The organism is Nocardia rosealba (genome assembly GCF_020216065.1).
In the GTDB taxonomy this organism is placed as follows: Bacteria; Actinomycetota; Actinomycetes; order Mycobacteriales; family Mycobacteriaceae; genus Nocardia; species Nocardia rosealba.
The window spans coordinates 1,483,978-1,496,510 of record NZ_JAIWNA010000001.1 but is presented as its reverse complement, the minus strand read 5'-3'; the positions used below and the strand labels follow the sequence as shown (position 1 = coordinate 1,496,510).

The 12,533-nt window shown below is 69.0% G+C and carries 11 protein-coding genes; 3 read left to right on the top strand and 8 right to left on the bottom strand.

Annotated elements, in window-relative coordinates; translation table 11 throughout:
- Positions 1–175: 175 nt before the first annotated feature.
- Positions 176–976 (bottom strand): nuclear transport factor 2 family protein, encoded by an 801-nt coding sequence (locus LDL21_RS06740; protein WP_225279182.1) that lies wholly within the window; start codon positions 974–976, stop codon positions 176–178.
- Positions 977–1,075: 99 nt separating this feature from the next.
- Between LDL21_RS06740 and LDL21_RS06735 the strand changes: the two genes are divergently transcribed.
- Positions 1,076–1,867 carry a phosphatidylethanolamine N-methyltransferase family domain-containing protein gene (locus tag LDL21_RS06735; RefSeq protein WP_067636757.1) on the top strand — a complete coding sequence of 264 codons (792 nt, stop codon included), beginning with the start codon at positions 1,076–1,078 and terminating at the stop codon, positions 1,865–1,867.
- Between the two features lie 177 nt (positions 1,868–2,044).
- Here the strand turns inward: LDL21_RS06735 and ffh are convergent, their stop codons facing one another.
- From ffh to ftsY, 6 genes are all read right to left on the bottom strand, one after another.
- Complete coding sequence (gene ffh, locus LDL21_RS06730) at positions 2,045–3,598, bottom strand: signal recognition particle protein (RefSeq protein ID WP_181700910.1); 1,554 nt, start codon at positions 3,596–3,598, stop codon at positions 2,045–2,047.
- A 55-nt stretch (positions 3,599–3,653) separates the two neighbouring features.
- The gene (locus tag LDL21_RS06725) at positions 3,654–3,968 is read right to left on the bottom strand and encodes a hypothetical protein (protein WP_225279181.1); all 315 of its coding nucleotides are present in this window, start codon (positions 3,966–3,968) and stop codon (positions 3,654–3,656) included.
- A 133-nt stretch (positions 3,969–4,101) separates the two neighbouring features.
- A complete protein-coding gene (locus LDL21_RS06720; RefSeq protein WP_255674291.1) occupies positions 4,102–6,534 on the bottom strand; it encodes a [protein-PII] uridylyltransferase in 2,433 nt (810 codons plus the stop codon).
- Positions 6,535–6,611: 77 nt separating this feature from the next.
- Entirely contained in the window at positions 6,612–6,950 is a 339-nt protein-coding gene (locus LDL21_RS06715) for a P-II family nitrogen regulator (protein WP_067493492.1), read from the bottom strand.
- A gap of 5 nt (positions 6,951–6,955) precedes the next feature.
- Positions 6,956–8,320, bottom strand: coding sequence for an ammonium transporter (locus tag LDL21_RS06710; RefSeq protein ID WP_067493415.1), 1,365 nt, complete (start codon positions 8,318–8,320; stop codon positions 6,956–6,958).
- 295 nt (positions 8,321–8,615) lie between these two features.
- On the bottom strand, positions 8,616–10,181 hold the full coding sequence (gene ftsY / locus LDL21_RS06705) for a signal recognition particle-docking protein FtsY (protein ID WP_225279179.1): 1,566 nt from the start codon (positions 10,179–10,181) through the stop codon (positions 8,616–8,618).
- A gap of 155 nt (positions 10,182–10,336) precedes the next feature.
- Here ftsY and LDL21_RS06700 point away from each other — a divergent pair, with 155 nt between their 5' ends.
- The gene (locus LDL21_RS06700; RefSeq protein WP_019048221.1) at positions 10,337–10,726 is read left to right on the top strand and encodes a DUF2237 family protein; all 390 of its coding nucleotides are present in this window, start codon (positions 10,337–10,339) and stop codon (positions 10,724–10,726) included.
- A gap of 4 nt (positions 10,727–10,730) precedes the next feature.
- On the opposite strand, the gene LDL21_RS06695 is transcribed toward LDL21_RS06700, so the two are convergent.
- Entirely contained in the window at positions 10,731–11,507 is a 777-nt protein-coding gene (locus tag LDL21_RS06695; protein ID WP_225279178.1) for a TetR/AcrR family transcriptional regulator, read from the bottom strand.
- A 123-nt stretch (positions 11,508–11,630) separates the two neighbouring features.
- On the opposite strand from LDL21_RS06695, the gene LDL21_RS06690 reads away from it, so the two are divergent.
- Positions 11,631–12,533: an NmrA family NAD(P)-binding protein gene (locus LDL21_RS06690; RefSeq protein ID WP_225279177.1), complete on the top strand. Its 903-nt coding sequence runs from the start codon at positions 11,631–11,633 to the stop codon at positions 12,531–12,533.

Sequence of the window (12,533 nt, the reverse complement as noted above, 5' to 3'; positions counted from 1 at the left end):
CGCGCGAACAGCGCTCGAAGCGCATGCGCGAAGCGCGAGTCTCGAGCGCTGTTCGCGCGGCCCCTCAGGGGCCGCGCTCGAGCGCGCCAGCGCTCCAAAAATACAGCCCAATACCTTTGTGGTGCACAAAACCCCGAGGGTCTTCGCCCCCACAATCCCCAGCACTCCAGATACCTCAGCCCTCGAGGTAGACCGTCACACGCTCGATACGCGAAGAGCCCGACGCGAAGTCCACGAACACCACCCCACCCGACTCCCCCATCCGCACACTGACACTCACCGTCCGACCAGCCGCGATCATCTTGCCCCACCGCATTGACCGCACCATCTCACCGAATTCCGCAGAACTCAACGTATTCCCCGACGCCACCCGCACACTCGCCCGCCCGAGCAACTCCTGAACCCGCCCCGAGTCCCCGCCGGCCGCCGCGACGAACAGCCCCCGAACGATCCGCTTCCCACGCCCGCCCACCCCACGCAACGCCCGCATCATCCCCATCGCCCCACCCATACCAAGCTCCCCGACCAGCTGCGGCCCGAGTTTCGCCCCCGCGAGCACACCGGCCGACCCGGTCCGCAACAACCTTCCGACCATCACCCCCAACTCCCAGTGTGCCGCAAGCCGGATGATCCGCCACCCACCATCCGTCGCGACAAGGTCGTAGCGCAGATGCATCGGCACGACAACGGTCGCACCCGTCGACATGGTCGTCTCGATGTGCAGGTCGCGCACCACCGTGTGCCCGGCGACGATGTCGCGCTCGACCCGAAAGGCGATGGTGTTGGGCGCGATGAAGACGTTGTAGAAGCGCGAGATCGCCTCGGGCCCGATGTGCGCGCGCGAGCCGTAGGGGTCGTGCACCGCCGCCTGCTCGGCGAACAGCCCGACCCAGGCGGTCTTGTCGTGGGCCGCCACGGCGCGCGGGGATGCCAGCACCGCCGCCAGCAGGTCTTCAGCGGTCCGGTCGAGCGGCATCTGCGTCCTCCATTGTCGCGTTCCCCTGCGCGATCCATGATAGAACGTGTTCTAGTTTTGCGTCGGCGATCGTGCCGGACGCCTGGACAGAGGATCTCGATGGACTGGTACACCGGGAACACGACCTACGACACGGTGCTGACCATCGCGTTCGGCTTCGCCGCGTTCGTCATCGTCGGCGGGCTGTTCGCGCAGAGCCCGTACGGCCGCTTCGCCTCCAACGCGGTGGGCTTCAACCTGAACCCGAAGCTGGGCTGGTGGCTGATGGAGTTGCCCGCGACCGTGGTGTTCGCGGTGTTCTATCTGAGCGGACCCGACCGCTTCGAGCCCGTCCCGCTGGTGCTGGCCGCCATCTGGGTACTGCACTACGGCAATCGCGGCTGGTTCTTCCCGCTGTCGATCCGGCAGGTGCCGGGCAAGAAGAGCACCTTCAATGTGTCGGTGGTCGGAGCGGGCGTTTTCGTGACGGCGCTGCACGGTTATCTCAACGGCGCGTTCTTCAGCAACGACTACAAAAATCAGTACGGCACCGCCTGGCTCACCGACCCGCGTTTCCTGATCGGGCTGGTCGTGTACCTGGGCGGCTTCGCGCTGCTGGTGCGCTCGGAGTCGATCGTGCGGAATCTGCGGGACAAGAACGACCCGGGCGCCGCCGAGTACCGCGTCCCGCACGGCGGCGGTTTCCGCTTCGTCAGCAGCCCGGCCTACCTCGGCGAGCTGATCGCGTGGGCCGGGTTCGCACTGCTCACCTGGTCACTGGCGGGCGTGGCGATCTTCCTGATCACCGCGGGCAACCTGGTGCCACGCGCCTTCGCCACGCACCGCTGGTACCGCGAGAAATTCGCCGACTACCCAGCGAACCGAAAAGCCCTGATCCCCAAGCTGCTCTGACCAAACCTGCCCCCGCCCTCCCCGACCCCGAGGAGGGGACGCCGCGAAGCGGCGGTCGGCGGCCGTCCCGACGATCAGGCACCGTGGCGTAGGCGACGAAGGAGCAAGCCACGGTGCCTGATCGTCGGGACCTCAGGGGCCGCCGACTCGAGCGCGCCAACGCTCCAAAAACACAGCTCAGTTCTTCGGGAACTTCAGCTGCGAGAGATCGATGCCCTCGAGACCGGGCGGCAGCTGGTCGAGACCGGGCGGCATCTGCGACAGATCCATCCCCGGCGGCATACCGGCGGGCATACCGGGGAACCCACCGCGCATCTTCGGCGGCGTGGGACCGCGCCCGCCCTTCTTGCCCTTCTTGCCCTTCTTGTTGTTGCCGCGGCGCGCGCCGGGCAGACCCATCTGACGGCCCATCATGGCCATCATCTTCTTGGCCTCGAAGAACCGGTCGACGAGCTGGTTGACCTCGGAGACCTGCACGCCGGAGCCGTTGGCGATGCGCAGCCGGCGGGAAGCGTTGATGATCTTCGGGTTGTCGCGCTCGGCGGGGGTCATACCGCGGATGATGGCCTGCACGCGGTCGAGCTGCTTGTCGTCGACGGCCGCGAGCGCGTCCTTCATCTGACCCGCACCGGGCAGCATGCCGAGCAGGTTGCCGATCGGGCCCATCTTGCGGATGGCCAGCATCTGGTCGAGGAAGTCCTCGAGGGTGAGCTCACCGCTGCCGATCTTGCGGGCGGTCTCCTCGGCCTGCTTGGCGTCGTAGACCTGTTCGGCCTGCTCGATGAGGGTGAGCACGTCACCCATGCCGAGGATGCGCGAGGCCATCCGGTCGGGGTGGAAGACGTCGAAGTCCTCGAGCTTCTCACCGGTGGAGGCGAACATGATGGGCGCGCCGGTGACATTGCGCACCGACAGCGCGGCACCACCGCGCGCGTCACCGTCGAGCTTGGTGAGCACGACACCGGTGAAGCCGACACCGTCGCGGAAGGCCTCGGCGGTGCTCACCGCGTCCTGACCGATCATCGCGTCGAGCACGAAGAGGGTCTCGTCGGGGTTCACGGCGTCGCGGATGCCCGCGGCCTGGCGCATGAGTTCTTCGTCGATGCCGAGGCGACCGGCGGTGTCGACGATGACCACGTCGTACTGCTTGGCCTTGGCCTCTTCGATACCGCCCGCGGCGACCGCGACCGGGTCGGCGGCGGTGATACCGAGCGGGTTCTCGCCACCGCCGATGGAGGTGCCGCCGTGCGGGGCGAACACGGGCACGCCCGCACGCTCACCGACGACCTGCAGCTGGGTGACAGCGCCGGGACGCTGGAGGTCACAGGCCACGAGCAGCGGCTGGTGACCCTGCCCCTTGAGCCATTTGGCGAGCTTGCCCGCGAGGGTGGTCTTACCCGCGCCCTGCAGACCGGCCAGCATGATGACCGTCGGCGGGTTCTTGGCCAGGTTGAGGCGCCGGGTCTCACCACCGAGGATGGCGACGAGTTCCTCGTTGACGATCTTGACGACCTGCTGGGCCGGGTTGAGCGCCGCGGAGACCTCCGCGCCCTTGGCGCGTTCCTTCACATTGGCGATGAACCCGCGCACCACGGGCAGCGCCACGTCGGCTTCGAGGAGGGCGAGGCGGATCTCGCGCGCGGTGGCGTCGATGTCGGCCGGTGACAGCCGCCCCTTACCGCGCAGATCCTGCAGTGCACCGGTAAGCCGGTCGGACAGGGATTCGAACACCGATCGCGCTCCTGATCTGAAAGGGACCTCTATTGCCCTCCCAGGGTAATGGGTGTTATTCCCCGGAGCGCACGTGCGGTGGCGCGGTGCGGCGCAATTCGTGGTTCTCGATGTTGACCAGGTACACCGCCTCGCGCCCGGTGAGGCCGAGCTCACGCGAGAGCGCCTCGATCCGGTTCCACTCGGATTCGGCGGAATCGGTGTGGTGGGCGGTGGTCGAGGCGATGGTCATCGCGGCCAGGGCCTGAGCACCGGTGAGGGTGCGGCCCGGCAACCACGAAACCACCCACAGGTCACCGCCGACGCAGCGCGCGATGTGCGCGGTCGCGTCGCTGGTCATCATCGATGCGGAGACGACTTCGATAGCCACGGATCAGCTCCCCTCGAACGAGTGACAGCCGGACCTTTCGAATGCTATAGGTCGTGTTTCGACTTATCGGGCAGCGAGTAACCAATACGTAGCAACCCGATAGCAATCGGTGAGTAAACCGTGTCCTAACGTTTCAGGCGTCCGAACCGATCTCGGCGGGCTGCTGCGGCGGTGCCGGGCGGGGAACCACGTCGAGAACGGCCTTTTCGATCCGTTCGCGCAGGGCAGGGCTGTCGGCGTCACCGAGTTCGAGGCAGAACGCGTCGACCACGGCTGTGCCCATCGTGACCACCTTGGCCCAGCGCACATTCGCGCCCGCCGCGGCGAACGCGCCCGCGAGCCTGCTGAGCAGCCCGACCCGGTCCTCGGCGCGCAATTCCAGGATCACCTGTCCCGGTGCGGGTGCGGACTGCCAGATCAGGCGCGGCTGAGCGCGCGCGTAGCGGCCGACGGTCTCGGTCTCGCGTTTGACCAGCGCCGCTTGTAGATCCAGCGCACCGCTGATGGCGCGGATCAGTTCCTGGCGGAGCAGACCCGCGTCGGGTGGGTCGCCGAACTTCGGGGTGACGACGAAGGTGTTGATCGCCGATTCACCGACCCCACCGAGCGAGGCCGACAGCACCCGCAGTGAATGCAGCGCCAGCACTCCGGCCGCGTCGGCGAGCAGACCCGGCTCGTCGGGCGCGATGACGGTGACCACGTGGGTGTGTTTGCCTTCCCCCGCGCTCAGCGTCACGTGCACACCGCCGGCCTCCGCCTTGGCGACCAGCTCGGGGTCGATCGGTTCCGGTTGCGGCAGCGGCTCTCCCGCCATCACCAGCCGGCACCGGCGAACCAGTTCACCGATCAGCGAGGCCTTCCAATCACCCCACACACCGGGGCCCGTCGCCATCGAGTCGGCTTCGGCCAGGGCGTGCAGCAGTTCGAGCAGACCCACGTCGCCGCCGAGCGCGTCGACGACGTGGCCGACGGTGGCCGGGTCGTCGAGGTCGCGCCGCGTCGCGGTGTCGGGCAGCAGCAGGTGGTGGCGCACGATAGCGCTGAGAGTTCGCACGTCCGAGGGCCACAGGCCGAGCCTGCGCCCGATGTGGGTGGCCAGTTCGGCGCCGACCACGCTGTGGTCGCCGGTGCGTCCCTTGCCGATGTCGTGCAGCAGGGCGCCGAGGATCAGCAGATCGGGGCGGGCCACGCGGGTGCTGAGGCCGGTGGCGTAGGCGACGGTCTCCATGAGGTGGCGGTCGACGGTCCAGGTGTGCAGCGCGTCGCGCGGGGGCAGGTCGCGGACCGCACCCCATTCGGGAAAGAGCCTGCCCCACAAGCCTGTTCGGTCCAGGGCCTCCACCGCGTCGATCGCACCGCGCCCCGCGCCGAGCAGCACGAGCAGGTCGTCGAGTGCGTCCTTGGGCCAGGGTTCGCGCAGTTCGGGAGCGTCTTCGGAGAGCCGATTGAGCGTGGTCGCCGACATCGGCAGCCCGGTCTGGGCCGAGGCGGCGGCGACGCGCAGGATCAGGCCGGGGTCGCGTTGCGGGCGGGCATCGCGGGCGAGGACCACCTCACCGGCGTGCTCGACCACGTCCTCGTCGAGCGGACGGCGCACCGGGAGGCGCCGCAGCCGGGCCAGTCCGCGCCGTGGCAGCGCGTTCGCGGCGGTGCGCAGACCCACGTCGGTCGAATAGCTCACCGTGCGTGCCGAATCGGTGAGCGTGCGGGCCAGGTCGAACCGGTCGCCGATGCGCAGGGCGGCACCGATCTCGTCGGCGTCCTGTGCGCGTAACTGGTCGCGGGCGCGACCCGCCACGCGGTGCAGCTCGGTGCGCACGTCGAGCAGGCGGCGGTGCGCCTGTTTCAAGCCGCCGCCGGGCACCTCGGGGCCCAAACCCGGTACGGCGTCGGTCAATTGGGCGATGGCGAGGGCATCGAGCAGCTGGATGTCACGCAGCCCGCCGCGACCGTTCTTCAGATCGGGTTCGGCGCGGTGGGCGATCTCGCCGCTGCGCTGCCAGCGGGTGTTCGCCTGGGCGATGAGGTCGTCGAAGCGGGAACGGATGCCGGTGCGCCATTCCCGGCGCACCCCACCGATGAGCAGATTGCTCAGATCCTCGTCGCCGACGATGTGGCGGGCCTCGAGCATGCCCAGCGCGGCGATGGTGTCGTCGGCGGCCACCCGAAGCGCTTGCGGCACCGTGCGCACGCTGTGGTCGAGTTTGATGTGGGCGTCCCACAGGGGATACCAGAGCTGGTCGGCCACCTCGGCCACCACGGACTGGTCGACCCCGTCGTGCAACAGCACCAGATCGAGATCGGAGTAGGGCAGCATCTCGCGCCTGCCGAGCCCACCGACGGCCACCAGAGCCAGCCCGCTGTCGGAGGTGATGCCGAGTTCGTTGCCCTTGCTGGTGAGCCACAGGTCGAACAGGTCGACCAGCGCGGCCCGCAGAGCCTGTGGGTCGAGCCGCGGATTGCGGGTGCCCGCGCCTTCGAGCAGCGCCGCTCTGGCCTTCACCAGGTCTGCCGCCGCGTTGTTCTGTGTTCCACCCTTGCGCTGTTCCACTGCCCCACCACCCATTCATGCGGGCGGCCCCGCCCCGACCGAATCCGGTAGGAGCGGGGCCGCTCGATCGTTCGCCGTGCGACTGCGGCGAATTACAGTGCGTCGGTACCGCGTTCGCCGGTGCGGACCCGGATGATCGTGTCCACCGGGGTCACCCACACCTTGCCGTCACCGATCTTGCCGGTGCGCGAGGCCTCGACGATCACCTCGACGACCTTCTCCACCGAGGCATCGTCGACGACGACCTCCACGCGCACCTTCGGCACGAAGTCGACGGAGTACTCCGCACCTCGGTAGACCTCGGTGTGCCCCTTCTGGCGGCCGTAGCCCTGGACTTCGCTGACGGTCATGCCGAGCACGCCTGCCTGTTCCAGCCCGGTCTTGACGTCTTCGAGCGTGAACGGTTTGACGATTGCCGTAACCAGTTTCATGTTCGTCATGCCTCCTTGACGAGCGAGCGTGCCGTGCCACCCACAGCAGCGAAATCGTAAGCGGTTTCCGCGTGCTCGGACTCGTCGAGGCCCGCGGCCTCGGACTCTTCACTGGCGCGCAGGCCGATCGTGAACTTGATCGCGTACGCGATGACGGCCGTGGCGACCAGCGAGTAGGCCAGAACCACGAAGGCACCGACAGCCTGCAGCTTCAACTGCTCGACCCCACCACCGTAGAACAAGCCGGCGACGCCCGCCGGGGCTTCGCTGGTAGCGACGAGACCGACCATCAGGGTGCCGACCAGACCACCGACCAGGTGGACGCCGACCACGTCGAGCGAGTCGTCGAAGCCGAAGCGGAACTTCAGGCCGACGGCCAGGGCACACAGCGCACCGGAGACGACACCGATGGCCAGGGCGCCGATCACGTTCACCGAGGAACACGCCGGGGTGATGGCGACCAGACCCGCGACGATGCCCGAGGCGGCGCCCAGGGAGGTGGGGTGACCGTCGCGGATCTTCTCCACGAGCAGCCAGGCCATCATCGCGGCTGCGGTGGCGATGGTCGTGGTGAGGAAGGTGGCGCCGGCGATGCCGTTGGCCCCGAGGGCAGAACCGGCATTGAAGCCGTACCAGCCGAACCACAGCAGACCGGCGCCGAGCATCACGAACGGCAGGTTGTGCGGACGGAACGGGGTCTTGGGCCAGCCCTTGCGCTTGCCCAGGATCAGGCACAGCACCAGACCGGCGGCGCCGGCGTTGATGTGGACGGCGGTACCACCGGCGAAGTCGATGGCCTTGAGGTTGTTGGCGATCCAGCCGCCGGCCTCGGCGGTGTAGCCGTCGAAGGCGAAGACCCAGTGCGCGACGGGGAAGTAGACGACGGTGGCCCAGATTCCGGCAAAGACGAGCCACGAACCGAACTTCAGGCGGTCGGCGACCGCACCCGAGATGAGGGCGACCGTGATGATCGCGAACATGAGCTGGAAGGCCACGAAGACCGTGAGCGGGATACCCGAGGTGATCGGGGCCGTCGGGTCCTCCGGGGTCGCGGTGAACAGCGGGATGCCCGGGGAATCGGCGGCGGTGCCACCGAAGATGCTCTTCAGACCGAAGTACTGGAGCGGGTCACCGACCAGGTTGCCCTTGTCCTCGCCGAACGCCATGGAGAACCCGTATAGACACCACAGGACGGTGACCAGCCCCATGGCCGAGACGCTCATCATGATCATGTTCAGCACGTTCTTGCCACGGACCATGCCGCCGTAGAAGAACGCCAAACCCGGCGTCATCAACAGCACGAGCGCTGCCGACGCCAGCATCCAAGCGGTATCACCGGTATCCGGTGTACCGATCAATGGAAATGCCACCTTGTCTTCCTCCTCATCTCGGGCCTCGCCGATGACGGCAAAAAGGACCTGTACAGAAGGGTCGCGACTTGGTGTTTCATCCGTTGAGCTGTGGTGTTTCACCTGCGTGAACGGATCGGCCACTTGTGTTGCCACCAGGTTTCGCGAGTTTCGCCACAGCTTGGCAGCTCACCGTGAGGTCGGGACGCAGGTGCGGTTTGCCGCCCGTTCGCGCGGCGGGTCGCCGGTGTGTACCTGCCCTGCACACAGCACTGCCCGCCCGGTTCGCGGTGACCGGGCGGGCAGCGTCGTAGTGCTAGGAAGTGCCGCCGAGCAGGGCGTCGACGAAAGCGCTCGGTTCGAACGGAGCCAGATGGTCGGCACCCTCGCCCAGGCCGACGAGCTTCACCGGAACGCCGAGTTCGTGCTGCACCTGGAACACGATGCCGCCCTTGGCGGTGCCGTCGAGTTTGGTGAGCACCACACCGGTGATGTCGACGACGTCGGCGAACACGCGCGCCTGCATCAGGCCGTTCTGGCCGACGGTGGCGTCGAGGACCAGCAGCACCTCGTCGACCTCGGCCTTCTTCTCCACCACGCGCTTGACCTTGCCCAGTTCGTCCATCAGGCCGGTCTTGGTGTGCAGGCGACCCGCGGTGTCGATGAGCACCGCGTCGACACCGCGATCGATGCCCGCGGTCACCGCGTCGAAGGCGACGGCGGCGGGGTCGGCGGCTTCCTTGCCGCGCACGGTCTCGGCACCGACCCGTTCGCCCCAGGTCTGCAGCTGGTCGGCGGCGGCGGCGCGGAAGGTGTCGGCGGCGCCGAGCAGGACCCGGCGGCCGTCGGCGACGAGCACGCGCGCGAGCTTGCCGGTGGTGGTGGTCTTGCCGGTGCCGTTCACGCCGACGACCAGCAGGATGGCCGGTTTGTCGCCGTGCGGCAGCGCGTGGATGGACCGATCGAGCTCGGGGCGCAGCGCCTCGATGAGCACGTCGCGCAGGGCGGCGCGGGCCTGTTCGGGGGTGCGCACGCTGCGCGCGGCCATCTCCTCTCGCAGCCGGGTGACGATGGCGGCGGTGCTCGCGGTGCCGATGTCGGCGAGGACGAGGGTGTCCTCGATCTCCTCCCAGGAGTCCTCGTCGAGGTCGCCGCCGCCGAGCAGGCCGAGCAGGCTCTTGCCGACGGCGTTCTGCGAGCGGGCGAGGCGGCCACGCAGGCGGACGAGGCGACCGGTGGTCGGGTCGATCTCCTCGATCTCGGTGGTCGCCTGGGGCTGGGCGGGGGCGGTGCTCGGCGCTTCGGGTGCCGGAGCAGGAGTGACAGGTGGCGCGGTGTCCGCCGGAGTGGCCTTCGGCGCGGGCGCGGTCTTCGGCGTCTCGGTCGGCGCGACCTCGGTAGGCGCGTCGGTCGTCGGTGCGGTGTCGGTAGGCGCGGTCTCGGCGGGCGGGGCCGTCGTGGGTGTGTCCGGCGCGGGTTCGGTGGGCGCTACCGGAGTCGTGAGCGAGGAGGCGTCGTCCGGGACGACCACCGGCTCCTCGACCGACACGTCGCCCTCGGGCAGCGGCACATCGGTGATATTGCGGCGCGGGGCGTCGCGGGGGACGGCGGCGTCGTCACCGACGTGCGGTTGCCCCTCGGTGTCGGTGCGCTCGACGCGCGGCAGGGGTTCCGGACGCGGCGCGGTAGCCGTCGCCCCGCCCTGGGTGAAACTGAATCCGCCGGACGCCGTGTAACCACCGGAGCGGTCCGTCAACTCCTTGTCCGGCTCGGGCGGCGCCAGCGAAATCTGGCGGCGCTTGTACAGGACGAAACCCGCGACGAGCGCCACCAGCAGCACGGCGGCGATCGCGGCGATCAGGATCCACGCTTGCGAACTCACTCGGCCGAGTCTATTCGGCTGCCTCGTCGCGGCACGTCGGCGGCGTCGTCCCGGCGGGTCGGGCGTGGTTTTCGGAGGTGTTCGCCGATAGGCGGAAACACTACAGATTCGTTGTCCTGCGGAACTTCTGGCGTTTCACCCATAGGATCGGCGGAGTGACCGATCGAAACGTGCTTGGGGGGCCGCTGGAAGAGTGCGGCACCGATCCTCTCACGGGCTTCTACCGGGACGGCTGCTGCAGCACCGGTCCGGAGGATCTCGGCAGCCACACCGTGTGCACCGTGGTGACGGCGGAATTCCTGGAACATCAGGCGTCCATCGGCAACGACCTCAGCACCCCGCGCCCGGAGAACAACTTTCCCGGCCTGCAGCCGGGCGACCGCTGGTGCGTGGTCGCGGTCCGGTGGCTGCACGCCCACGAGGACGGTGTCGCCGCGCCGGTGGTCCTGGCCGCGACCCACGAGAATGCCCTCGAGGTCATCTCGATGGACATCCTGCGCAAATACGCCGTAGACGTCCCCGACGACGTCAGCGACCTGCTGTAGACGCTCACGCGCGGCGCAGCCGCGGGGAGTTCGACGAGCTGCGGAGCCGGTGGGCTTTCTGGCGGCAGGCCGGGGAACAGTAACGAGCCGGTCTGCCGACCGCCGGTCGGTGGACCGGTGCCCGGCAGACGGGGCACGGCGCCGGGCTTTCGCTACTTCTCGCCGTTTCGTCACGGTCGGTTTTCGCGAGTTCCGTTACGGTCGAGGACGGCGTCCGTAGCGCGTCGAGGATGAGCGCGACGGCCGGTGCGACGGGCTCGCCGGTCTGCCGATGGCGTTGGATCGCAACACATCCGGTGAAGATGTCCAGCACGTCGGTGACGGTCACCTCCGCGCGGACCGCGCCCTGACGCTGGGCCGCGACGAGCAGCGCACCGAGGGCACGGTGGAAACGCTCGCCCGCGCCACGCAGCAGCGCACGAGGCCAGCCGTCGTCGGATTGCACCAGGTCGCAGAGGTCTTTGTTGCCCGGCGTCGTCACGATCACATGGGCGCACAGGGCGAAGAAGGCCGCGCCGGGGTCCGGATCGGTCAGGTGTTCGGCGGCCAGCGCCGCCAGCCCGTCGACCCGCTCCTGCATGACCGCTTCCAGCAGCGCGGTCTTCGTGGGGAAATGGCGGTGGACAGTGCCCGCGCCGACACCGGCGCGGCGGGCCACCTCCATCAGCGAGACGGTGGTGCCGCGTTCGGCCAAGGCGCGCTGAGCGGCCGCCAGGATCAGTGCCCGGTTGCGGCGCGCGTCGGCCCGTACCGCCGGTTCCGTGCCATCTCGGACCGTCATTTCGTTACGCCTTCCCCACTTCGGACGTGGCATACCCGGTCGGCGCACCCGTACCGTCCGCAATACGGGTCGAACGACCCGATTGTAGACACAGGATCGACTACGAAACGGAGCTCCTCCGCCATGACGTCAGCACTTCCCGTCCTGATCACCGGCGCCACCGGCAAGCAGGGTGGCGTCACCGCCCGCAAGCTGCTCGCCGACGGCCACCGGGTTCGCGCGCTCGTGCGTGACCCGCACTCCCCCGTCGCGCGCGACCTGGCCGAGGCGGGTGCCGAACTGGTCGTCGGCGACTTCGACGACCCCGCCTCGCTGCGCGTCGCGGCGAAAGGCGCTCGGGCTGTATTCCTCATCCCGCCCGCCGACTACGGGCCGAGCGGGTGGACCGCGGGTGACGAAGCCCGCCGCGGTATCGCCATGATCGAGGCGGCCCGCGCTGCCGACGTCGACCAGCTCGTGTTCTCCGGAATCGCCACCATGGGCCCGGCCGAGTCGTGGGGGCAGGAGGGCAAGCGCCGGATCGAGGACGCCATCCGCGCGGCGGGGTTGCGCTACACCCTGTTGCGGCCGGTGCGGTTCATGGAGAACTATCTGATGCACGGCTCACCGGTGGACGGCATCCGAGCAGGTGGGGAGCACCGCCACTTGTTCCCGGCCGACCGTCCGTTGCAGATGATCGCGATCGACGACATCGCCGCCTTCGCCGCGCTCGCGTTCGCGGACCCGGACAGTTGGCACGGTCGTGCACTGGAGCTGGCGGGTGAGGCGATGACGCCCACCGAGGCGGCCGCCGCCATCTCGGCCGCCACCGGCCGTCCGATCCACTACCGCGAGGTCTCGGAAGCCGAGGCCGCGGCGATCGGACCCCAGCTCGCCAACACCTGGCGGCTCATCCGCGAAACCGGTGGCTGGCACGCCGATCTGACTGCCCTGCGCGCCCTCCACCCGGGCCTGACGAGCCTGCCGGACTGGCTGGCCCGCGGCGGCGCCGACCGCATCGCCGCCCAGATGGACGTGACGGCGTGA